Annotated in this window: 21 protein-coding genes; 7 read left to right on the top strand and 14 right to left on the bottom strand. The window is 58.3% G+C overall.

Annotated elements, in window-relative coordinates; genetic code table 11:
- The first annotated feature begins 121 nt into the window (after positions 1-121).
- Complete coding sequence (locus QSV77_RS24135; protein WP_302735399.1) at positions 122-430, top strand: DUF736 domain-containing protein; 309 nt, start codon at positions 122-124, stop codon at positions 428-430.
- Positions 431-636: 206 nt separating this feature from the next.
- On the opposite strand, the gene traG is transcribed toward QSV77_RS24135, so the two are convergent.
- From traG to traC, 3 genes are read right to left on the bottom strand one after another with little or no spacing between them, the layout of a single operon-like run.
- Positions 637-2,568 (bottom strand): Ti-type conjugative transfer system protein TraG, encoded by a 1,932-nt coding sequence (gene traG / locus QSV77_RS24130; protein WP_302735398.1) that lies wholly within the window; start codon positions 2,566-2,568, stop codon positions 637-639.
- Positions 2,555-2,770 (bottom strand): type IV conjugative transfer system coupling protein TraD, encoded by a 216-nt coding sequence (gene traD / locus QSV77_RS24125; RefSeq protein ID WP_302735397.1) that lies wholly within the window; start codon positions 2,768-2,770, stop codon positions 2,555-2,557. Before traD ends, traG begins: the two co-directional genes overlap by 14 nt.
- A gap of 4 nt (positions 2,771-2,774) precedes the next feature.
- Entirely contained in the window at positions 2,775-3,071 is a 297-nt protein-coding gene (gene traC / locus QSV77_RS24120) for a conjugal transfer protein TraC (protein WP_302735396.1), read from the bottom strand.
- 255 nt (positions 3,072-3,326) lie between these two features.
- Here traC and traA point away from each other — a divergent pair, with 255 nt between their 5' ends.
- From traA to QSV77_RS24100, 4 genes are all read left to right on the top strand, one after another.
- Positions 3,327-6,632, top strand: a complete 3,306-nt coding sequence (gene traA / locus QSV77_RS24115) for a Ti-type conjugative transfer relaxase TraA (protein ID WP_302735395.1) — start codon at positions 3,327-3,329, stop codon at positions 6,630-6,632.
- Between the two features lie 80 nt (positions 6,633-6,712).
- Complete coding sequence (traF, locus tag QSV77_RS24110) at positions 6,713-7,195, top strand: conjugative transfer signal peptidase TraF (protein ID WP_302735535.1); 483 nt, start codon at positions 6,713-6,715, stop codon at positions 7,193-7,195.
- The gene (locus QSV77_RS24105; RefSeq protein ID WP_302735394.1) at positions 7,185-8,342 is read left to right on the top strand and encodes a conjugal transfer protein TraB; all 1,158 of its coding nucleotides are present in this window, start codon (positions 7,185-7,187) and stop codon (positions 8,340-8,342) included. The genes traF and QSV77_RS24105 overlap by 11 nt, the downstream gene beginning before the upstream one ends.
- A gap of 13 nt (positions 8,343-8,355) precedes the next feature.
- Positions 8,356-8,958, top strand: a complete 603-nt coding sequence (locus QSV77_RS24100) for a TraH family protein (RefSeq protein ID WP_302735393.1) — start codon at positions 8,356-8,358, stop codon at positions 8,956-8,958.
- A 365-nt stretch (positions 8,959-9,323) separates the two neighbouring features.
- Here the strand turns inward: QSV77_RS24100 and trbI are convergent, their stop codons facing one another.
- From trbI to trbB, 11 genes are read right to left on the bottom strand one after another with little or no spacing between them, the layout of a single operon-like run.
- Complete coding sequence (trbI, locus tag QSV77_RS24095; protein ID WP_302735392.1) at positions 9,324-10,619, bottom strand: IncP-type conjugal transfer protein TrbI; 1,296 nt, start codon at positions 10,617-10,619, stop codon at positions 9,324-9,326.
- A gap of 14 nt (positions 10,620-10,633) precedes the next feature.
- Positions 10,634-11,071: a conjugal transfer protein TrbH gene (gene trbH, locus QSV77_RS24090; RefSeq protein WP_302735391.1), complete on the bottom strand. Its 438-nt coding sequence runs from the start codon at positions 11,069-11,071 to the stop codon at positions 10,634-10,636.
- A gap of 3 nt (positions 11,072-11,074) precedes the next feature.
- The gene (gene trbG / locus QSV77_RS24085; RefSeq protein ID WP_302735390.1) at positions 11,075-11,887 is read right to left on the bottom strand and encodes a P-type conjugative transfer protein TrbG; all 813 of its coding nucleotides are present in this window, start codon (positions 11,885-11,887) and stop codon (positions 11,075-11,077) included.
- A gap of 16 nt (positions 11,888-11,903) precedes the next feature.
- Entirely contained in the window at positions 11,904-12,566 is a 663-nt protein-coding gene (locus QSV77_RS24080; protein WP_302735389.1) for a conjugal transfer protein TrbF, read from the bottom strand.
- An 18-nt stretch (positions 12,567-12,584) separates the two neighbouring features.
- Entirely contained in the window at positions 12,585-13,766 is a 1,182-nt protein-coding gene (trbL, locus tag QSV77_RS24075; protein ID WP_302735388.1) for a P-type conjugative transfer protein TrbL, read from the bottom strand.
- Between the two features lie 4 nt (positions 13,767-13,770).
- Positions 13,771-13,944 (bottom strand): entry exclusion protein TrbK, encoded by a 174-nt coding sequence (gene trbK, locus QSV77_RS24070; protein WP_368045865.1) that lies wholly within the window; start codon positions 13,942-13,944, stop codon positions 13,771-13,773.
- Positions 13,941-14,699: a P-type conjugative transfer protein TrbJ gene (trbJ, locus tag QSV77_RS24065; protein ID WP_302735386.1), complete on the bottom strand. Its 759-nt coding sequence runs from the start codon at positions 14,697-14,699 to the stop codon at positions 13,941-13,943. The genes trbK and trbJ overlap by 4 nt, the downstream gene beginning before the upstream one ends.
- 16 nt (positions 14,700-14,715) lie before the next feature.
- A complete protein-coding gene (locus tag QSV77_RS24060) occupies positions 14,716-17,175 on the bottom strand; it encodes a conjugal transfer protein TrbE (protein WP_302735385.1) in 2,460 nt (819 codons plus the stop codon).
- A gap of 10 nt (positions 17,176-17,185) precedes the next feature.
- Complete coding sequence (locus QSV77_RS24055) at positions 17,186-17,470, bottom strand: conjugal transfer protein TrbD (RefSeq protein WP_302735384.1); 285 nt, start codon at positions 17,468-17,470, stop codon at positions 17,186-17,188.
- Positions 17,467-17,844, bottom strand: a complete 378-nt coding sequence (locus tag QSV77_RS24050; RefSeq protein WP_302735383.1) for a TrbC/VirB2 family protein — start codon at positions 17,842-17,844, stop codon at positions 17,467-17,469. Before QSV77_RS24050 ends, QSV77_RS24055 begins: the two co-directional genes overlap by 4 nt.
- Positions 17,834-18,799: a P-type conjugative transfer ATPase TrbB gene (gene trbB, locus QSV77_RS24045; protein ID WP_302735382.1), complete on the bottom strand. Its 966-nt coding sequence runs from the start codon at positions 18,797-18,799 to the stop codon at positions 17,834-17,836. The genes QSV77_RS24050 and trbB overlap by 11 nt, the downstream gene beginning before the upstream one ends.
- A gap of 649 nt (positions 18,800-19,448) precedes the next feature.
- On the opposite strand from trbB, the gene repA reads away from it, so the two are divergent.
- The gene (gene repA, locus QSV77_RS24040; protein ID WP_302735534.1) at positions 19,449-20,672 is read left to right on the top strand and encodes a plasmid partitioning protein RepA; all 1,224 of its coding nucleotides are present in this window, start codon (positions 19,449-19,451) and stop codon (positions 20,670-20,672) included.
- Positions 20,669-21,697 carry a plasmid partitioning protein RepB gene (gene repB, locus QSV77_RS24035; protein WP_302735381.1) on the top strand — a complete coding sequence of 343 codons (1,029 nt, stop codon included), beginning with the start codon at positions 20,669-20,671 and terminating at the stop codon, positions 21,695-21,697. The genes repA and repB overlap by 4 nt, the downstream gene beginning before the upstream one ends.

The raw sequence follows: 21,697 nt of genomic DNA, 5'->3' as shown, positions 1-21,697 counted from the left end.
GTCTCTGCGCCGCCCTCCACTTCGTTGCGGCCCTACGGGTGCGGACCGCTCGTCTCCGGCCTTTGCGACTACCATCGAGGCCGCAATGGAGCGACCCGAAACAGCGAAAAGGAACATGACAATGGCTACCATCGGCACCTTTACCTCCACGGAAAATGGCTTCACCGGCTCGATCCGCACTCTTGCTCTCAACGTCAAGGCTCGCATCACCCGCATTGAGAACGCCTCGGACAAAGGCCCGCAGTTCCGCATTTTTGCCGGCTCCGTTGAACTCGGCGCCGCCTGGCAGAAGCGATCGGAGCAGGACCGCGATTACCTCTCGGTCAAGCTCGACGACCCAAGCTTTCCCTCGCCGATCTATGCGACGCTGACCGAAGTCGAAAGTGAAGATGGCTACCAGCTGATCTGGGCCCGCCTGAACCGCGACTGAACTCGCAGACCCCGCCGACGAGGCGGGGTCTTTTCTGCCGCAAAGACCAGGCCGGATGGGCCTGCCTGCATATCCAGAGGTTGCCTTTTGCCTGCCGGCATCTTTGAAATTGGCTCTCCGACCTGTTTGGTCGTCGGGCTGCCGCATTGATCTGCCCATGCTGCCACCCCTCACCCGGGGCAGGACCTTTTGGAAGGACATTCCCGTCATTCGTCTCGTTCCGAGCCGACCCCTGAGCGTCGGGTGTCGCTGACGCAATTTTTCATGTCATCGCGTCGAAACCAGATTGCACGACCGCATCTGAGAGGCGCATTACCGGCGGTGAACACGATCTGTTCGTCGCTACGCATGCGCAACACCTCATGAGGCTGGATCAGCGGTCGCGGGGCGACCTGCTTGGAACGTGTCCTGGACGATCCACGCGGCTGGATATTATGGCTGATCTGGTCGATCTCGACCGTCGTCATGCCGCAGCGTTGGGAAATGTAATCGGCGGTTTCCGGGTCGTTGATGGCTGCAAAACTTATCCAGCTTGCGCTCTCGAACCACTTGCTGGAGGCATCACGACCGCCATAGGTTTCCCGCAACTGGCCGATCGACTGATAGATCATCATCAACGAGATGCCGTGTTTGCGACCGGCATCGCGGGCAGTTTCGAGAATGCGCATGTAACCGAGCCGGGCGATTTCATCGAGCAGAAACAGCGCGCGGCCGTCCATTTTGTCGTCTCGATTGTAGATCGCGTTCAGCAGGGAGCCAATCACCACTCGCGCCAGCCCGGCATGGGTCTCCAGTATCTTGAGGTCGATATTGATGAACACGTCCGTCGTGCCCGCAGAAATATCGTCACTTCGGAAGGTCGAACCGGAAACAAGTGCCGCGTAATTCTCATATGAAAGCCAGTGCGTTTCCTTGATCGCATTGGCGTAAACGCCGCTGAATGTTTCAGTCGTCATGTTGACGAAGGCGGCCACGTTCTCCTTCACGAAATCGGACGAAGAATTGTCGTAGATATTCTGCAGGCGTTGTCGCAGCTTGGGTTCCGGCTCAGAAAGGTTGGCACGTACCTGGCGCAAGGTCTGCTGTGCCTCCGGCGTGTGTCCGGACAGGCATACATCGGCAATCATCGCTGTCAAAAGCTGCAGGCCGGAAGCGCGGAAAAAATCCTCGCGTACACCGCCGATACGCCCGCTATCGCTTATGATCCAGGACGCTACCGAGGCAATGTCCTCCTCCTTCGTGCCGCCGTGCCGGCCAACCCAGTCAAGCGCGTTGAAACCGGTAGAAGGTCGGCGAGGGTCGAGAATGCGGACGCGCCGACCGGCACTTTCACGATGTTTCGAAACCAGTGGTGCGACTTCTTTCGACGGGTCGAGGACGATGAGGGAGCCACCCCATTTAAGCGCTGTAGGGATCGTTACCGAAGTCGTCTTGAAACCACCGGATCCGGCAAAGACGATGCCGTGCGAGGAACCGAACGATCCATCGAAGCAAAGGAGCGGAGCGCGCCCACCTTTTCCCCAACTATCCCTGTTGGCGGCCCGAAACACGACACCAGAAACACTGTCCTGGTCGACCCGATATCGCTCACCAACTACGATTCCACCCCTATCGGAAAACAGCTTTTCGGCTGCTGCGAGTTTCATCCAGCCCGCTTCGCCGTACAGCGCCCGCTTGCCGACAAGCCTCCTCGGCGACGCCGGCGCGAAAGCGACGTTGCCAATCATCGCGACACGCATTGCAAAGCAGCCGGCCATCAATGCGACCGCTGCGCCGGCCATGGTTGCGGGATCCAGACAGGCTGGAGTCGATATTCCCGCCGGCAGCCGGGATGCAGGCATTGCCAGCCTCATGACTTCCCTCGTCAGGACAAGCCCGATGATCCCTGCGTTCCCGACAACGACGCCCCACGCTGCCGCGCGAATTCCCGGTGATCCGGCTGATGCGAAGAGAAAAATCAAACCGATCACTGCGGCCGCAGCATAGGGAACTGTGAGCCCTGCCCGCTCCAATGCGGACCGGGTCGCCTCTGTCCTCCCAAGATCGGTCAGCCAGGTTTCCGTACCGGTCATCGCAAACACGGTGACGGCCATCATGGCCACAGGTAAAATTGCAAGCGCGATCCTATTCCGTTTCATTTCCGAACGCCTTTGCACCGATTGCCGTCAATCGGTTCCGCTCGCTCTCGTCCGATTTCAGGCGCCCCTTCAGTTCGACCAGGGCACCGAGCAGTAGGGCGCGCTTCTCATAGCGAAGACCTGCTTTGACAATCAGCCCTCCCAACTCGATCTTCTCGCGGGTGTCTTTTCTGCGAGCGTCTGCTGTTACCTTTCTGGCCATCCGTTCAAGCCTTGCCAGAGATGCCCGCAGCCGCGCCAGCTGCGACCGTGTCGGAGTTTTCCGCGGCCGTGCCGCCTTGGTCTGCCCGGCTCCGTTCGCTCCTGCCCGGCTTACTGGCGCGAAAGCGTTTTGCCAGGTCTTCAAACGCTGCCTGCAACTGGTTCTCGTCGACCTCGATCTCACCGACGCCTGCCCGCAGCGCAACGCGCCCGATGCGTTCTGCTTCTCTGGTCTCCGCCAGTTTCAACTGTTCCTGGAGCCTGGCGATTTCCTCGCGGATTCTGGAGGATGGTTTTTTCATGTCCGGATTGCCCTTGAATGTTGCTCGCCTCGTCGGCCAAACCAGATTTCTCCAGATCGACGTGCCGATCTACTGACAGAAATGCCAGTAGGCGAAGCCTTCGCACTTTGTGCATGATCCCGACCGTTCCGAAGGAGCGGATCCCAAGGGCGCAATTATACGTCGCGGATGCGACGTGCTGTTTTGTGGCCCAAAAACGGGAGCTGCAGCTTTTGACGAGCCGTTGAATTGATCGACCGAGGAGCCCTTGCTGTCATGGCGGTCCCGCATTTTTCAGTCAGCATCGTTACCCGCGGCAAAGGCGCAAGTGCGGTGCTCTCGGCTGCCTATCGGCATTGTGCAAAGATGGAATACGAGCGGGAAGCGCGAACGGTCGACTACACCCGCAAGCGGGGCCTTTTGCATGAGGAGATTGCCATACCCGCCGATGCACCACTGTGGTTGCGTCAGATGATTGCGAATGGCTCGATGTCGGTTACCTCGGAGGCCTTCTGGAACAGGGTCGAGCACTTTGAAAAGCGTTCCGATGCCCAGCTTGCCAAGGATGTGACGATCGCCCTGCCAAATGAGCTTTCGGCTCGCCAGAACATCGAGCTCGTGAAGGATTTTGTGGCCCGGCACATTACGAATGAGGGCATGGTGGCTGACTGGGTTTTCCACGACGCGCCGGGTAATCCCCACATCCATCTTATGACAACATTGCGGCCGCTGACTGAAGACGGTTTCGGCTCGAAGAAGGTCGCGGTCGTTGGACCCGACGGCGTGCCCGTTCGCAACGAAGCTGGCAAGATCATCTATCAACTTTGGGCCGGTGGATCTGAAGAGTTCAATGCGTTGCGTGACGGCTGGTTCGCCTGCCAGGCCCGGCATCTCGCGCTCGCTGGCCTCGACGTGAGAATCGACGGCCGTTCGTTCGAAAAGCAGGGTATCGGTCTGGTGCCCACCATTCACCTGGGCGTCGGTGCCCGCGCCATCCAGCGGAAAATGGACGACAGGGCAGAGGTCGCCGCTTTGGAGCGCCTGACGTTGCAGGAAGGCCGACGCGCGGAAAATGCACGCCGTATCGAGCGCGACCCGGGTCTCGTTCTGGCCCTGATAACACGCGAAAAAAGCGTATTCGATGAACGCGATGTCGCAAGGATCGTGCATCGCTATATCGACGATGCCAGCATCTTCCAGAGTCTGATTGCTCGCATTCTGCAGAGCCCCCAGACGCTGCGGCTTGATCGGGAGAGGATCGATCTTGTCACTGGGGCGCGCATGCCGGCAAAATATACGACGCGTGAACTGGTCAGGCTGGAGGCCGAGATGGCGAACCGGGCGATCTGGCTCTCGCAGCGGGCCAGGCACGGCGTTCGCCGAAAGGTGCTCGATGCGACCTTTGCGAAGTATGAACGGCTGTCGGCCGAGCAGAAGACAGCAATAGAACATGTTGCAGGTAAGGCGGGGATCGCTGCCGTGGTCGGTCGTGCTGGCGCCGGTAAGACGACGATGATGAAGGCGGCATGCGAGGCCTGGGAAGCTGTCGGTTATCGGGTCGTTGGTGGCGCGCTGGCCGGCAAGGCCGCCGAGGGCCTGGAGAAGGAAGCGGGGATCCCCTCCCGCACCCTGGCGGCATGGGAGCTGAGCTGGAGACAGGATCGCAACGCGTTCGATGACAGGACAGTCTTCGTGCTGGATGAGGCTGGCATGGTCTCGTCGCGGCAGATGGCTCTGCTTGTTGAAAGGATGACCAGGACCGGGGCCAAGCTCGTTCTCGTCGGGGATCCGGAACAGCTGCAGCCCATAGAAGCGGGCGCCGCCTTCCGCGCCATCGCTGATCGCATTGGCTATGCCGGACTTGAAACCATCTATCGCCAGCGTGAACAATGGATGCGCGATGCGACACTCGATCTTGCCCGCGGGAATGTCGGGAGGGCACTCGACGCCTATCGCACAAATGGCCGGCTGGTTGGTGCCGAGATGAAAGGCGATGCCGTCTCGAAGCTGGTTTCGGACTGGATCCGCGAATACGATCCTGCCAAGTCCATCCTGATCCTGGCGCATCTGCGGCGGGACGTTCACATGCTCAATGAGCTGGTGCGCGCCAGGCTCATCGAAAAGGGGGTCATTGAATGCGGGTCGGCCTTCAGCACGTCAAACGGCAGTCGCCGCTTTGCCGCCGGCGACCAGATCGTGTTCCTCAAGAATGACGGCTCTCTCTGCGTCAAGAATGGCATGTTGGGTAAAGTGATCGAAGCGGCATCAGGTCGCATCGTGGCCGAGATCGATGACGGCGAGGCGCGTCGTCACGTGTCGGTCGAACAGCGTTTTTATAACACCATCGATCATGGCTACGCCACCACCGTGCATAAGGCCCAAGGCACGACCGTCGACCGGGTCAAGGTGCTCGCATCGCTGTCGCTTGACCGGCACCTGACCTATGTCGCGATGACACGTCATCGTGAGGATCTCTGCGTTTATTATGGCCGCCGCTCCTTTACCCGGGCAGGCGGCCTTTCGCAGATACTCTCGCGCAGGAATGCCAAGCAAACCAGTCTCGACTACGCCGGCGGAAGCATCTACGCGCAAGCTCTTCGTTTTGCCGAGGCGCGCGGGCTCCATCTCGCCAACGTGGCGCGGACCATCGCCCGGGATCGTCTCGAATGGACGGTGCGGCAAAAGCACAAGCTCGCTGAGCTCACCCGTCGGCTTACGGCGCTCGGTGCCAGGATTGGCCTGGGTCCCGCCAAGAGGATCATCCCAGACCAGGCGGCCAGGCAAGCCGCCATGGTTGCAGGCATCACCACCTTTTCGAAATCAATCGGTCAGGTTGTCGAGGACAGGATTGCAGCCGACTTGTCATTAAAGAAACAATGGGAAGAAGTCTCGATGCGCTTCCACCATGTCTACGCGCAGCCGGACTCCGCTTTCAGGGCCATCGATGTGGATGCGATGCTGCAAGATCAGGCGGCTTCGGCAAGAACAATCATGAAGATCGCCAGCGATCCGGGATCTTTTGGCGCCCTCAACGGCAAAACCGGTATATTTACGAGCCATACGGACCGGCTGGATCGTGAGCAAGCGATAAAAAACGTCAGGCCACTCGCCGACAGTATCGGCGACTACCTGCGCCAGCGACGTGAGGCCGAGCGCATAAATCATGCCATGGAGGCTGCCGTTCGCCGCCAGGTCGCCCTCGAAATCCCTTGCCTGTCTCTTCATGCGAGGAACGTTCTTGAGCAGATGCGCCAGGCCTTTGATCGCGACGAACTGCCGTCTGGTCTTCAATCCGAGCTCGCCGACAAGGTCGTAAGCACCGAAATCGAAACCTTCGCCCAGGCTGTCTCAGAGCGCTTTGGAGAGCGGACGTTCCTGCCGGACATAGCCAAGGAGGCGAAGGGTGAGACGTTTCAGCGCGTGACTGCCGGCATGAATGCAACGCAAAAGAGCCAGGTTGAACGCGCGTGGAGCGTAATGCGCACGGCACAGCAGCTTTCAGCCCATCAGCGTTCTACCATCGCCATGAAACATACCGGGGTACTGCGCCCGACCAGCAGCAAGAAGGTCACCCTCAAATGATGGCTTCAGATTCTGGCTCCGCGCCGGTCAAGGCCCGGTGCCCTACGGTGTTGGCATGGTGTGGTGGATCGGTACTTGCGATGTGCGCCGTGGCCTTGGTTTTCGGGCTTGGCGGTGTCCGGATCAATGTCACGCCGAGTGAGCCTCTCGGTTTGTGGCGCATCCGCCCTCTTGATCGTGCGGTCGCCATCGGTGATCTCGTCTTCATTTGTCCGTCGACGAACGATATCATGCGCGAAGCCTACAGGCGGGGATATCTGCGACGGGGGCTCTGCGCCGGAGCGCGAGCGCCGCTGATCAAAACCGTCATGGCGACCTCCGGTCAGGTGGTTGAAACCGGCAGTCGCGTGCATATCGACGGTAAACCACTGCCGTGCTCCCAAATAGCGTTAAAGGACGGCCGAGGCCGCACCGTCGCGGTTTATGGTGGTGGTGTGGTGCCGCCGGAGACCGTCTACCTGCATTCCTGCTTTCAAGGCTCTTATGATTCGAGATATTTCGGCCCGCTGCCGGCCGGCAATATTCTTGGGCTGGCACAGAAGGTCTGGACCCATGGTCAGTGACCTTCTCCGCGTCTGCATGCTGTCGATGCTGTCGGCTCTCGCTGGGTGGATTGGCTGGAGCGGCCATGTCCTGCTTTTGCCGGTGACGCTTGCATTTCCGGCGATCTGGTCGTGCGCAAGGACACGCCCGCAGGCGGCGCTTTTTGCTGCGGCGTATTTTCTGTCCGCTTCGCGTGGGTTGCCACTCGGCGTTGCAAATTATTATGCGTCGGACATCCGGGCGGGGCTTTTGCTCTGGCTGATCGCCTCCGTATCATTCGTGATCGTGCATTGCACGCTGTGGAATAGCCGTTGCAACTGGCAGAAACCGGTGCGCTATCTCATTGCCTGCCTTGTCATGGCAATACCTCCGTTTGGTCTCATGGGATGGGCGCACCCAATCACCGCGGCGGGTGTGCTCTTTCCGGGGTGGGGTTGGCTGGGCCTTTGTGCAATGATAGCTGGCATGGGCGTCATGACCACGCGCCGGTGGCCGGCGGCAACCATTGTATTGACGGGCTTGTGGCTCTGGTCCGCTGCTGGGTGGACGACGCCGACATCACCTGCATCCTGGCAGGGCGTCGATCTCGAAATGGGGGCGTCGCTGGGGCGCGTTGCGGGCCTTGCGCGGCAGGAGGCTCTGGTTGACATTCTTCGCAAACATCCGCCGGGAACCACGGTCGTTTTTCCGGAAAGTGCTCTTGGTTTCTGGACGCCGACGGTTAGCCGTCTCTGGCGAAGACAGCTTGCCGGATCGAACATCGTCGGTATCGCAGGGGCGGCGATCGTCAACGATGACGGTTACGACAACGTGCTGGTAAGCCTGTCCCCGCAGGAAGGAAAGGTCCTTTACCGGTCGCGTATGCCGGTTCCCGGATCAATGTGGCAACCCTGGCGCGCTCTGGCCGGCGGCGGTGGTGCGCGCGCCGACTTCTTTGCAAACCCTGTGGTGAACGTCGGTGGTGTGAAGATCGCGCCGCTGATCTGCTATGAGCAATTGCTTGTCTGGCCCATACTGCAGTCGGCCCTCCACGGTCCCGAAGCAATTGTTGCGGTTGGGAATGGCTGGTGGACGGCGGGAACCTCAGTCATCGACATCCAGCGCGCGAGCAGCCAGGCATGGGCACGTCTTTTCGATCTGCCGCTCGTCATTTCGTTCAACACCTGAAACAGGGGACTTCATGCTGGATGCCGTGCTGATCAATGACTGTGCCGACCCATCGCTGAAGCCGGCGATCGTTGAACAGTTCGTACAGGCAGTCGGTTCGGCCGACCCGCTTGCCATAAGCGTGAAATCGGGAGATCGCCTGCTGCTTGTTCCCAGGCCGAAAACACCGGAGGAGGCAATTGAGATCATCCGCGAGAATATTGGCAGCGCCGTCGTGCGGGTCGGATTGACACAATTCCCGGCAGGTACGGTCCCACCGGATGCAGGCGAACCGGGCGTCGATCTGGTTGATCCCTGCTTCAATCTGCACAAGGGGACCGCGATGTTTGCCAAGATCCTCCGTATCGTTTCACGATGGTACGGAAACCCGACCACTACGGACGTGTTCCCTCAGCTGTTCGAGGATGCCATTCATGCCTGGCAGACCGGAAAGTTCGAGGGTGAGAGTGTGTTTCAGGCAAATGATCCGGGCGGACCGATCATGCAGCCGGTTTCGGCGGCTTCGGGCAATGGCGGGACTGAGATCGAAACTGTCAAAGGAGCACCGCAGGAGCCCGCCGAACCCGAAAAAGCCGGCATCCGGATTGATCTCACGAGAATTGGTGGCCAGAAATAAGGTAGAGGCGCGGCGGGGTGCAGCCCCTTTTACGAAACCCAAACCAAGATGGTTCGATTTGTGAAATTCTGCGTCCCTTGCCTGGCGTATTCATCGTTTAAATCCGGCCGCTACACGAATTGAAAATAGACGCTTTCATACTTTGAACTGGCCTGGCTACGGATGAGGAATGGCCGCATGATCAACTACCTCCATCTAGGGTGATTATGGACCGCCAGGCGTTCTTCCATGGTTGCGAACTGGCGAACGCCAAGTTCGCAGCGCGCTCACAATTCCTGCCGGAGAATATTACCTGTGGCGCACACTAGGGCGCCTGTTTTTCGATATGATGCGGAACTGATGATCAACATGCGCGGGAGCCGATCCTAGTTTCGATATGAAGTTGGGAAAATCATGTCCTGGTCGACCAGGATGTTGAACCTGTATCCCGCTCGGATCGTAATTGTCGGTTGGACGTTGAGGTTTTTCGAAATCGTCTGCTCCGCCACCCGGCCAAAGCTTTCAGCAAAGTTACGACGCGCAGCGTCTGAGGCCGTCTGCTGCGTGGCTAGCGTCGAACTCTGCGGCATCGACATATCGATACCCGCGCCGATGATGGCAACGAGTGCCGCGGAGGCGAAGGTGCGCCACGTATGTCGATCGACCTTGTCCTTGAAGCCGCCGTATCCTTGCGCGTCCGTGCCGGCCAATCCTCCAATCTGAAGCGTCGAGCCGTTCGGAAAGATGATGTCGGTCCAGACGACCAGCACGCGCTCCTGCCCAAATGACAGCTTGGAATCATATCGGCCAAACAGCCTTGCGCCTTGCGGGATCAGGAGCCGATGGCCGGAGGCGCTGTCGTAAACATTCTGGCTGACTTGCGCGGAAAGGCGTCCCGGAAGGTCAGAGTTCAGGCCGGTGATTAATGTCGCTGGGATTACCGAGCCCCGTTTCAATTCAAAAAGCGAGAGCTGCGGGACGACCTGGTTCGGAAGATATCCCAGATCCTTTATGTCCTGATTGAAGAAATCCTCCTTGGATGTCTGGCCATTGGCATCGACATTTTGTCCAAGAAGGCCGGATTTCATTGCTGCATTATAGAGATCGGACGCGGTGTTGGCTGTGATGTTCAGCGATTGTTGAGCGGCCGTCCTGTCGCCGGAAGCGCTTTTCTCATCATCCGGAATGTCGACCTTCAAGGGTGAATCAAGTGCAGTCGCCCGCGCCTGCAGCCTGGCCATCCTCTGGCGTTGCGCTTGCCTGAGGATCTGCTCGTCCTGTTCGCGGGCAAGCCGTGCCCTCCATTCCTCCTCGGGCTCCAGTTGCGATCGTGGTTCCGTGCGAGCCTCTCGCAGCCGGTCGACAATCACCTCCGGCATGGGCTCACCTTCGACAACCGGCGCTGGCTGAAAAACCTCTGCTTGCTCAGGCTCGCCAATGATCCCGTCGGTAATGCCACGCTTCAACTGATCGCCAAAGGTGGTTGCCGGGGAGGTGGAAGCGCTGTCGAAGCCATTGTTCCGGTCGAATAAAAAGCCCCGCCAGGAAAGACCGATGAAGACCACCCCGAAAAACAGCGCAATAATCACGATCGCGACAAGAACGGGCAGTCGGTTGAGCCGCCGCATGGGCTGCTGATCGTCACCATTGCCCGTCGTGCCAAGCTCAAGCGATTGCACCATGGCATAAACCCTCCTCAGCTGCGCTGCAGGATGGAAAGCGGACTTGCAGGGGTCGCACCTGTCGGCGTCGCTGAGTACGCCCGACCCAGCGCAATGGCCGGCGTGCTGATACGTGCCAGCACCTGGCCATCGAAATTGTCGATCGACCATGCGATTTCGACCGGCTTTTGATCTTTTTCTGTCTTGCCCTCGTCAATCACGATATAGCCCCAGCCCTTTAGCGCGGTCGCAAGCGCCAGAGCATAGTCAGATGCGTCCGTTTCCATCCTGAGGATCGTGGCCCCGGCCGGTCTCACCTGTTCCGCAAAACGGCTGGCCATGTCGCCGGCGATCGCATTTGCGGTCGCGCCACTCATGGTGATCGGCGTTGAACCGGCAGGCGGTGTTTCAGCTGCTGTCTGGCAACCGGAAAGGACTGTCGAGAGGAAAAATGCGACAATCGTCCTGTTCATCGATCAACCTCCCCGCCGGATAATAATCTTCTGCTGGCGCCAACCGACCCCGGATATAAGCACCGCCCTGTCGATGGCGTAATCGACGATCATCGTGTCGTTCTTCATACGATAGTTGACGATGCGGTTCTGACCGCCGCTGACGACGAAGAGTACCGGTGCATCCTGCCCGGAGATCGACCGGGGGAATTGGATGTAGGTCCTTGCCCCGTCGGAATAGACCCGCTTTGGCCGCCAGGGTGCACGGCCGGTGAGCGAATAGGAAAAGTTCAGCTTTTCGGGCGCGGTGCCCGGGGCTCCTCCCGTCTCGAGCCGGGCGTTGATATCGGCAAGTTTGGTTGATACATCCTCGGGATACTCGAACCCCACCCGGGCCATATATTGGCTGGGATGTGATTTCAGCTGGATATGATAGGTTCTCCGGGATGTCGTCACCACCATTGAAGTCACAAGGCCGGCTTCGGAAGGCTTGACGATCAGATGGATCGCCTGTCCTGCGATTGCACCCGAAGTTGCCGGCTCGATCTTCCATCTGACCGTATCGCCAACCAGAACATCACGGACGATCTCGCCGCCTTGCAGTTCGATATCGCAGACCTGAAGGGGCGAGCACACGACCGAAGGCTGTGTTTCTCCAAACAGGAAGATGACTTTCCCATCCGGTCCGGTTGTTACCAGGCCCGCTGTGGCGCGCCATTTGCGCGAGATTTCGGTGCCCTTGACGTCGTTTGACGTCATGGTTTGTGCGATGACGCCGTCGGCAAGGACAAAGCCGACCGTGCAGCAGACGGCTGCGATCAATCCTGTTCGATGCATATGAATTCCCCTGCCCTCAGAGCTGCGCGGTCCAGTCGAAGTCCTGGACATAAAGACCGATCGGGTTGAGACGGATGATCGCCTCATCCTGTGGTGCCGTCACTGCGACAGTCGCAATTCCGCGAAACCGCCTGATGCCTGTTTCCTTGCCCTTGCGGTCGCGCTCATATTCAGTCCAGTCGATCTGGTAGGTCTGATTGGAGAGCGCGACGATATTGTTCACCTCGATCGCGACCGTTGACGTCCTGGCCTTTTCGAAGGGCGAATTTCCACGAAACCATGTATTGATCTTCTCGGTCGATGGGTCTGAACCTCGAAGAAGCGCGTAGGTCCGGTCGATGTTTTGCTTTTGCACCACCGCATCCGGTGTGATCGAGCGGAAACTCGTGACGAAATTTCCAAGTGTTGCCCGCACCACCCGAGCATCGGCGTATTCAATCTGTTGAGGAAAGCCGGCTGCCGCCGAAGTGCCGAGTTTGTCGACTTCGACAATATAGGGCACAAGCTTGACCTGCGTGCTGAGATACAGTGCATAGGCAAAGCCGATCACGGCCATGGACAATCCAAGAATGCCGACGATCCGCCATGCACGCGCGGCATGGACATAGGATCCGTATCGTTCCGTCCACTCCTGGCGTGCAGCAAGGTAGGGATTGTCGGGTGGGCGGTTTGCTGCCATTGCCGTCTGCCTTCCTGATTACAATTTGTGATTTCGTTTGGAAGGTGGTGCTGGGCTTTTCTGCCCGGTGCGGCTCTGATCAAGCTTGGCATTGGCAAGTCCCATGATCGAGCCGGCATAGGCTCCGGGCGATCCGATTACCTTTTCCTTTGCTGCCGCGCCGGTGGCTTTCCCGGCAGAGCCCACCCCCGCCCACGCTCCGCGCAATCCAGCGCCCGCCATCGAGGAGCCCGCGGCTCTTGCGGATTGGGCTGCCGCTGCGGCCGCTCCAGCAGCCGCAGCGGAAAGAAATGCGCCACCGGCCACAAACGACGCACTCTGACCGCTGTGCCGGATCACTTCCATACCGCCGGAGACCGAGACACCCTGGACCACACCCTGGATAATGTTGGGTACATACATGGCGATGATGAAGACCGCGACCGCGATGCCAGAGATTGCAAGGGCCCTTTGGAACTGATCACCGACATCGGGCCGGTTAGCGAGGCCAATCAGTACTTCGGAGCCAATCCGCGAAATCATCACCAGCGCCATCAGTTTCATTCCCACGGAGAATGCGTAAATCAAATATCGGACAGCAAAGTCCTTGGTAAACGAGGAGCCACCCAGGCCCAGCATGATCATTCCTGCGAGCAGGCCAAGATACATCTCGACCATCACTGAAACGAAAATTGCGGCAACCAGTGAGAATGCAATCACTGTCAATACCATCGCGAAAGCAGCAGAGATCGCGAGCGCATTGTCCTCGAACAAGCCAAATTGCACCTTTTCTGACATTTTAGTTGCAACTGCCAGCCCGGCGTTGAAGACATCAGCAGGCGATGCTGTTGTGCCATCCGCGCCTATCTGGAACAGACTATCGACAATCGCCTTCGCAAAGGTTGGTCCCTGCATGAGGACAAAGGCAAAAAAGCCTACGAACATGATGCGGCGAACCAGTTCCGCGAACCAGGTGTCGAGTGATGCGGCCTGGAGCGCCAACCATATGGCTGCGATGCCGATCTCGATCCCGGCGAGAATCCAGAACAACGATCTGGCTGCATCCATGATCGTGCTTTCCCACCCTTTGGCTGCTGTGGTGATCTCGTTCTGGAGGGCAGTGAGAACCGAGCCTTCTTGGGCGATTGCTGGCTGGAATGACACGATAACGAATGCCACGACCATCATTGTGCTTCTGATCTTGTGGAGCTCAACTGTCATTGGATTACCATTCGATTTTCATTTTCTCGCCGCCCGCCGCCGGATAATCCCGCGTCGATCCGAAGAACTTTTCGCGCCGCTCTTGCGCCGCCCGTCTCTCTGAAGTGATGAACCACAGCCCTGTTCCTCCGAGCGACAGGAGGGCGGCGACAAGGGTGATGATCAGTTTCGGTTTCACCACTCTATCCTCATTCTTTCGCCACCAGACGTGGATGGTGCTGTTGCCTTGAAGAAATCCTCACGGCGAGTTTGAGCCAAGTCCTTGTCCGTCTGTTCGGTCTGGAGCCAGGTTCCCATCATCGTCGTCTGCTGGGACACCAGACCGCGAAGCTTCTGCATTTGCGAGACCTGCTGGGCCGCAATCTGGTGTCCGATTTGAAGTGCTTTCATCTGGCCGTCGGCCGTCTCGGACAGCGATCGTAGCGAATTCATGGTTTGCTCTTCCGTATTGAACTGATCCGCGGTCAGGCTCGCCGCCTTCAGCGTGCCGCCGATCGTATGCCGGTTTGTGTCCGACCAGATCTGGTATGTTTCGGAAAAGGAATCCCCTTCGGGTAGGTTGGTCTTCAGATCGGCGTAACTTGCGAACCGCTGCTGCAGAATGTCGTCTGCATTCCCCATGGCAAACGAGATACTCCGTCCCTGATCGACAATGTTTCGCAATCGGTTGAGGTCGCTCTCGACTTGCCCCCAGATATGCTGCGGAAGCTGTGCCGTGTTCTGCACCATGTTTTCGTAGATTCTCAGCTGGTTCTCGATCTGCTCTGCCAGCTGCGTAATCTGAGTCAATTGATTATCGACCTGCAGCCCGGAGCTTTTGAGAAGGTCGACAAGCTGGGCGTTGTTGGCGAGCTGCGTCCATTCGGTGGCCGCGCCTGTTGCAGATCCTGCATGGAGGGCACCAGAGGGCGTCGATACGATCAGCGCCGTCATCACCGGTACAATCCATTTATTTGATGTTGAGCAGAGACGTTGCATCTTGAACTCCTCTCGTCTCAAGCCAATGGGTGGGCCAGGCCTGGCCATGTTGGACGCTGAGCGCCCGGATACGCTTCAGGTCGTCCTTTCCTGAAGCGCCGACAAAGCTCAGCGCCAGTGGCCCAAGCGACATATCGAAGAGCCGCCGGCCGTCGGGCGTTGCAACATAGTATTCGCGCTTGGGGATTGCGTTTGAGACGATGTCGATCTGGCGCTCGTTAAAGCCAATGCGCTCGTAGAATTCGCGCGTTCCCGGTTCGCGTGCAGCTCCGTTGGGCAGGCAGATCTTCGTAGGGCAGGATTCCTTCAACACATCGATGATGCCGGACCGTTCGGCATCCGAAATCGATTGGGTTGCCAGAACGACGGCGCAGTTGGCCTTGCGGAGCACTTTTAACCATTCGCGGATCTTGTCGCGAAACACAGGGTGCCCGAGCATCAGCCAGGCTTCGTCGAGAAGGATGAGGCTGGGGGAGCCATCGAGACGTTTTTCGATGCGGTGAAAGAGATAGGTGAGGACAGGCACGAGATTGCGTTCGCCCATATTCATGAGCTGATCGATCTCAAAGCACTGGAACGCCCGCAAGGTCAGGCCGTCCTCCTCCGCGTCGAGAAGCTGACCCATCGGGCCGTCGACGGTGTAATGATAAAGCGCGTCCTTGATCTCCCTTATCTGGACGCCACTGACAAAATCGGACAGGGATTTGCCGGGAGCGGTCGCCATCAATCCAATCTGGCGTGAAATCGCATTGCGATAATCGGGTGTGATTGCCACACCCTGCAGTGCAACGAGTACCTCGATCCATTCTGTTGCCCAGGCTCGATCGCTGTCGGTGGATAAATCGAACAGTGGGCAGAATGCCAGCGCCCTCCTCGCCTCCCGATCTTGGTCGTTACCGATCTCATAGTGATCACCGCCGGCCGCGAGCGTCAAAGGAAGCAGGGAGTTGCCCTTGTCGAATGCGAAGATCTGAGCGAATTCGTAGCGTCGAAACTGTGCGGCAATGAGCGCGAGCAGGGTCGACTTGCCGGAGCCGGTGGGGCCGAATATCAAAGTGTGCCCGACGTCATCGACATGCAGGTTTAGGCGGAATGGCGTCGATCCGCTGGCCACTTGCATCAATGGCGGCGACGCCGGCGGATAAAACGGGCATGGTGCGGTCGGATGACCCGACCAGACCGAGTTCAAAGGTATCAGGTCCACCAGATTGTTCGTATTGATCAACGGCTCCCGAATATTGGCGTACCAGTTGCCCGGAAGGCTGCCGAGAAACGCATCCGTTGCGTTCAATGTCTCAATCCGAGCCCCGAACCCTTCTGCCTGAACAAGCCGGCGAACGCCCTCAGCCTTTTCCTGCAGCGCCTCACGGTCCGCGTCGAAGAGAATGACGACAGGGGTGTAGTAGCCATATGAGACGAGCTGCGATGACGCCTGCGCGATGGCATCCTCGATTTCGGCAACCATGGTCATTGCATCCTGATCGACCGATCGGCTCTGGGTCTGGAAGAGCTGGTCGAAGAAGGGTCGGACCTTTTGCTGCCATTTCTTGCGCGTTCGCTCGAGTTTCTGTCGGGCTTCCTGCGCATCAAGAAATATGAACCGCGACGACCAGCGGTAGGATAAGGGCATCAGATCGAGATTGTTGAGGATACCCGGCCAACTTTCCGCCGGTAGCCCGTCAATGGCGACGATGCCAAGGAACCGGTTCTCGACCTTTGGGGTCAGGCCATGCTGAAGCTCTGCCGTGGCCAACCAGTCGAGATACATGGGAACGTCCGGCAGCCGAACCGGATGGCTCTCTCCGGTGATGCAAAAGCGGATGAATTGCATAAGCTCGTCATAGTAGGCGGTTCTGTCGCCTCCCCGTTCGAAGACCTCGCGTGTCCGCATGCGGGAGATGGATAGCGTGTTCGCCAGATATTGCTCGATCTCCCGGATTTCATTGCGGAACATTAACAGGGCAGTGTCCGCATAGGACTTTTTTCGGCTTTCTTCATCTGAGTAGATATATTTGCTCAGTGCGGTCTTCTTCGACTCAAGCGGGCAATAGGTGAGAATGATCGCATGCTTGCTTTCGAAGTGGCCATGGATGCGGCCGAAATGGCTCCTGCGTTCCGCATCGATCGCGCGTGTTACCGGATCTGGAAAATGACACTGTTCCGGCGAGGCGTAGTCGACGGTCGGGACGCGGATCGCCTCGACATGGATCATCCAGCCCGTTCCCAGACGTGACAGGATCGCATTGATCTGACGGGAAAGTTCGTTGCGTTCGCTATCGGTAGCGCTTTCAGTATCCGGACCAGCGAAATACCAGCCAGCCATCAGGCTCCCGTCCTTCAGCAGCATGACCCCGTTGTCGACCAATCCGGCATAAGGAACCAGATCTGCGAAAGAAGGACCGGTCGCGCGAAATCGTTTGAGGGCAGCCATCACGTACTCCTCAGTACTTGCGCCACGGCGCTGCTGTCGGCCGATAGTATGGCTTGTAGGAAATGTGCCGGGTATAGACCTGCCGCATGAGCGGATCGGACTTGGCCATCACGCGAAGCAGGCCGATGATGATGATCCAGACTGCCATGCCGAAGAGCGCCGAAAAGACCGTCAGCACGACGAAGATGAGGATTGTTGCGGCAAGTCCGGTAATGAGGACGAGTTCCCGGTCGGCGCCCATCAACAGGTTCGGTCGAGACAATGCTCTGTGGATAGGGCTGCGGTGGAGGGTCATAAGGTCTCCTCCGTTTCCCGGGTCAAGCCGAGCTTTGCGATCTGGTCGGTTGACAAGCCGATCGAGGCGCCGGTCGCACCAAACAGGCCGACAATGGTCGTTGCGCCGAGCAGGATGCCTGCAACCAGCACCACGTACATCAACCTGCGGGCAAAATCGTTGAGTTCGCCACCGAAGATCAACATTCCGCCGGCAATTGCCACCGCCGCCAACGCTATGTAGCCAGCGACGGGACCGGTAATTGATTGCTGGATCTGTTCGAGCGGCGCTTCCCAGGGAAGGCTTCCGCCAGAACTGGCGAAGGTCGGTGTCGAAAAACCGATAGCGAGCAGTAAACTCCCGATCTGGATAGTTGTGGCGCTGTCAGGCCGCATTGCGTGATACCTCATTGTAAGGCTCGGTCTGATATGCGCCACCAGCGAAACCTTTAACCTGCAGGATCTCCGTTACCCCTCGTCCCGTCGGCGTTCGCTCGATTGATATGATGAGATCGATGGCGTCGCCGATAACGCTGCTCATCGGCTGTTGGCTTGCCTCGGCGGTCAGCTGCTCCATCCGGCGCAATGCGGATGTCGCCGTATTGGAATGTATCGTGCAAACACCGCCCGGGTGGCCGGTATTCCACGCCTTGAGCAGCGTAAGTGCTGCGCCATCGCGAACTTCGCCGACGATGATCCGGTCCGGCCGAAGGCGCATTGTGCTTTTCAGGAGGCGGGACATATCGACCCCGTCACTTGTGTGAAGTGCGATGGAATTGGTTGCCATGCACCTGATCTCTGCGGTGTCTTCGAGGATGACAAGCCGCTCTCCTGGTGCGTTGGCGACGATCTCGGCAATGATCGCATTTGCAAGTGTCGTTTTGCCCGAGCCCGTTCCTCCCGACACGACCATATTCAGTCGGGATTGCACGGCACTGCGGATGAGCGACGCCTGCTTGCGCGTCATGATTTTTGCGGCGACATAGTCATCGATAGGAATGAGCCTTGATGCGCGCCGTCTGATCGTAAAGGACGGTCCTGCGACAATGGGCGGCAAAAGGCCTTCGAACCGGTGGCCGCCAACCGGCAATTCGCCGGATACGATCGGATGCCCGTCATCGACCTCGCAACCCAGGAGGTGCGCCACGCTGCCAATGACTATTTCCGCTGAAACCGCTGTCATTTCGCCTGCTTGAGTGATGCCGTATCCCAGGCGCTCGATAAAGAGCTTTCCATCGGGGTTCACCATCACCTCAACAACGTCAGCCTCGTCGAGGGCCGTGCAGATGCGTTTTCCCAAGGCCTCCTGGAGCTTCCGAACAAGGCGTGGCAGAGAACGGGTCTGGTTCATGGAATGGCCCCTCAGGCAGGACCGGCCGACGTGGCGAAGCCCGTCACGGGATATTGATGGTGGTCTTTATCCATTGGTAAAGCTCCTCTTCAGGTTTGCCCGAGAAGCTTTGCCTGATGAGGCGTGACTGCTCTACTGGCAAAAGTGTCAGTAACCAGGACGCGGTAAGCCGCGCCCGGTCCACCCGACGGGCTGACCCTGAGAGAGCCGGCCTGCCCCGGTTTCGTTTGCCTCTAACTCCGGCTGGTGGCTGAAAATGCAATCACCCTGCATTCTTTTCGGTGGCCGCACCTGGGAGGCTTGAAGGATTATTGTCGAGGGAATGGCGGAAATGGACGTTCAGATCACCTGATCGGCGCTCTTCGATTCGCGCCCTGTGCAGCAGGATGTTCCCTTCGTCCCTGCAAAAAGAAGCCCCGTTCGGGCGCGGATCAGTAGCAAAAGTGCTAGTAGGCGGCTTCGGTTCTGCTATGATGAACGGAGACCAAGCTAATGATTATAATAGGAAAAATGAAGATATGCGGAGTTTCGTCAGGCGGTTACGTTAAGGGTTCGTTAACCCTATTCAGCTGGACGTCCGGGCAGAATCGTGATGTATGTTTGGCGGATGAAGGTCGGCAAACCGGTGGTAGCCCGCCAAGAGGAGATTATGGCGATAGCGGAACGAGCAGAAACGGCAATGGGTCAGAAGGAAGACGCAGGCAACAAGATTGCGCGCCATGCCAGCCTGTTGTCGCAACAATTGCAGGAGCTTCGCACCCGCATGTATCCTCCGAAGTCGGAGAAAAGCCTGCGGCCGTTCCTGACCAACGAAGTCTCCAAGCTTACCTCCATACCCGATTCTACCCTGAAACTCATGTCGAGCGAAGGGCGCGGTCCCATTCCTGGCCGTCTGGAAAACAATCATCGCGTCTATACGCTCGCCCAGATCAACGAGTTGCGGGCATTTTTTGCCAGCCAGAAGCCTTCAGAGGCGCTGAGATTCTTGCCGCGTCGGCGCGAGGGCGAGCATCTTCAGGTCGTTGCCATCGCCAACTTCAAGGGCGGCAGTGCCAAAACCACGACCTGCGTTCACCTTGCGCATTATCTCGCGCTGCAGGGTTACCGTGTCCTTGCACTCGATCTCGATCCGCAGGCGTCGCTTTCTGCTCTGTTCGGTGCACAGCCTGAATTTGACGTTGGCGCCAACGAGACGATCTATGCGGCACTTCGGTATGACGACGCCGAGCGCAGGCCGCTCCGTGACATTATCCGCAAGACCTATTTTGACGGGATAGACCTGATACCCGGCAACCTCGAGGTCATGGAATACGAGCACGAGACGCCCCGTGTCCTTGCACAGAAATCAGCATCAGGTGCGATCTTCTTCGAGCGTCTTAAACTCGCGCTCGCAGAGGTAGAGCAGGACTACGACGTCGTTATCCTCGATACACCGCCGTCTCTGGGATTCCTGACGCTGAGCGCTATTTATGCGGCGACCAGCATGATTATCACCGTGCATCCGGCGATGCTCGATGTCGCCTCGATGAGCCAGTTCCTTTTGATGATGGGCGATCTGATCGGCGTGCTGAATGAAAACGGTGCCCAGCTTGACCAGGACTTCATCCGATATCTGGTTACCCGCCATGATCCGAATGATGCACCGCAGTCCCAGGTCGTTGCAATGATGCGCCATCTGTTTGGAACCGATGTACTGCTGCCGACGCTGATTGAAAGCACGGCTGTGGAGGCGGCGGGGCTTGCAAAACGCTCGATCTACGAACTTGAAATGGGCCAGATCGGCCGGGATACGCATAAACGCGCCCGTGAGGCGGTCGACGCCGTCAACGAGGCCATCGTGAAACTTATCAACACCAGTTGGGGACGCACATGACCAGCAAGTCATCGCGTAAATCCATCGTTGCAAATTTCGGTCTGCTGTCGGCGGAGCTTGAAAACCGGCTGTCGTCCGATGCTCCGGCCGTCCCGCAACAACCGGCGCCAGCTTCGCGCGTCGGTGCGGGCGTTATTGGGGCGGCCCACAGGGCGATCGATGACATCAAATCGGAGCGTGACCGTCTCAAAGCCCTTGTTGAATCGGGTGGTGGCGCGATCAGGGAACTCGATCCGTCGAAGATTGATCCCTCTCCGTTTCCTGATCGTCTTCCAGACGACCTCGCATCGGACTTCGAGACTTTCCGAAACTCCATTCGGTCCGAAGGACAGAAGGTCCCGATCCAGGTCCGCAAATCACCATTGTCACCTGATCGCTATCAGGTGATCTACGGCCATCGTCGGCTGCAGGCTGCCAGAGATCTCGGGATTCCGGTGAGGGCGATCGAAGTCGAGATTTCCGATGTCGAACTCGTCATTGCGCAGGGTATCGAAAATGCCGACCGCCAGGATCTGACTTGGATCGAGCGCGCCCTGTTTGCCCGCCGCATGGACGATGCCGGTGTGAAGCCTCGCGATATCAAGGCTTCATTGTCGATCGATGATCCGGAGCTTGCCCGGATGCGGGCGGTTTATCGCGCGGTTCCGGCTGATGTTATCGAAGCGATCGGGCGGGCAGCCAAGGTCGGGCGTCCAAGATGGGCAGAGTTCGCAAAAGCTTTTTCAGAACAGGCTGGCCTGCATGCGGAACTGCGCAGGGTGCTGGCGGCCGCTAGAGAAAAGCGGCTCGGTTCTGACCAGAAGTTTCTGGCAGCTTTTAATGCGTTGAAACCTGCAGCACCGTCCCACAAGCCTGGCCTTAAGATTTTAGGTGCGGCGGGCGAGCCGCTTGGCACTGTCTTGCGCACGGCAAAGGATATTCGCATTTCAGCAGAGACGCCGGCCGGAACAGAATTCCTGCGCTTTGTCGAAGCGGAGCTGCCGACGCTGGCTGAGCGGTTCACGCACGAGAAATCAAAGATTTAA

Source organism: Agrobacterium sp. V1 (genome assembly GCF_030518355.1).
GTDB classification, from domain to species: Bacteria; Pseudomonadota; Alphaproteobacteria; order Rhizobiales; family Rhizobiaceae; genus Agrobacterium; species Agrobacterium cucumeris.
This window is presented reverse-complemented; position numbering and strand designations above follow the sequence as displayed.

Coding starts and splice junctions, on each gene's coding strand:
- QSV77_RS24135 (WP_302735399.1), top strand. CDS start 122: ATGGCTACCATCGGCACCTTTACCTCCACGGAAAATGGCTTCACCGGC.
- traG (WP_302735398.1), bottom strand. CDS start 2,568: ATGAAACGGAATAGGATCGCGCTTGCAATTTTACCTGTGGCCATGATG.
- traD (WP_302735397.1), bottom strand. CDS start 2,770: ATGGCCAGAAAGGTAACAGCAGACGCTCGCAGAAAAGACACCCGCGAG.
- traC (WP_302735396.1), bottom strand. CDS start 3,071: ATGAAAAAACCATCCTCCAGAATCCGCGAGGAAATCGCCAGGCTCCAG.
- traA (WP_302735395.1), top strand. CDS start 3,327: ATGGCGGTCCCGCATTTTTCAGTCAGCATCGTTACCCGCGGCAAAGGC.
- traF (WP_302735535.1), top strand. CDS start 6,713: ATGTGCGCCGTGGCCTTGGTTTTCGGGCTTGGCGGTGTCCGGATCAAT.
- QSV77_RS24105 (WP_302735394.1), top strand. CDS start 7,185: ATGGTCAGTGACCTTCTCCGCGTCTGCATGCTGTCGATGCTGTCGGCT.
- QSV77_RS24100 (WP_302735393.1), top strand. CDS start 8,356: ATGCTGGATGCCGTGCTGATCAATGACTGTGCCGACCCATCGCTGAAG.
- trbI (WP_302735392.1), bottom strand. CDS start 10,619: ATGGTGCAATCGCTTGAGCTTGGCACGACGGGCAATGGTGACGATCAG.
- trbH (WP_302735391.1), bottom strand. CDS start 11,071: ATGAACAGGACGATTGTCGCATTTTTCCTCTCGACAGTCCTTTCCGGT.
- trbG (WP_302735390.1), bottom strand. CDS start 11,887: ATGCATCGAACAGGATTGATCGCAGCCGTCTGCTGCACGGTCGGCTTT.
- QSV77_RS24080 (WP_302735389.1), bottom strand. CDS start 12,566: ATGGCAGCAAACCGCCCACCCGACAATCCCTACCTTGCTGCACGCCAG.
- trbL (WP_302735388.1), bottom strand. CDS start 13,766: ATGACAGTTGAGCTCCACAAGATCAGAAGCACAATGATGGTCGTGGCA.
- trbJ (WP_302735386.1), bottom strand. CDS start 14,699: ATGACGGCGCTGATCGTATCGACGCCCTCTGGTGCCCTCCATGCAGGA.
- QSV77_RS24060 (WP_302735385.1), bottom strand. CDS start 17,175: ATGGCTGCCCTCAAACGATTTCGCGCGACCGGTCCTTCTTTCGCAGAT.
- QSV77_RS24055 (WP_302735384.1), bottom strand. CDS start 17,470: ATGACCCTCCACCGCAGCCCTATCCACAGAGCATTGTCTCGACCGAAC.
- QSV77_RS24050 (WP_302735383.1), bottom strand. CDS start 17,844: ATGCGGCCTGACAGCGCCACAACTATCCAGATCGGGAGTTTACTGCTC.
- trbB (WP_302735382.1), bottom strand. CDS start 18,799: ATGAACCAGACCCGTTCTCTGCCACGCCTTGTTCGGAAGCTCCAGGAG.
- repA (WP_302735534.1), top strand. CDS start 19,449: ATGGCGATAGCGGAACGAGCAGAAACGGCAATGGGTCAGAAGGAAGAC.
- repB (WP_302735381.1), top strand. CDS start 20,669: ATGACCAGCAAGTCATCGCGTAAATCCATCGTTGCAAATTTCGGTCTG.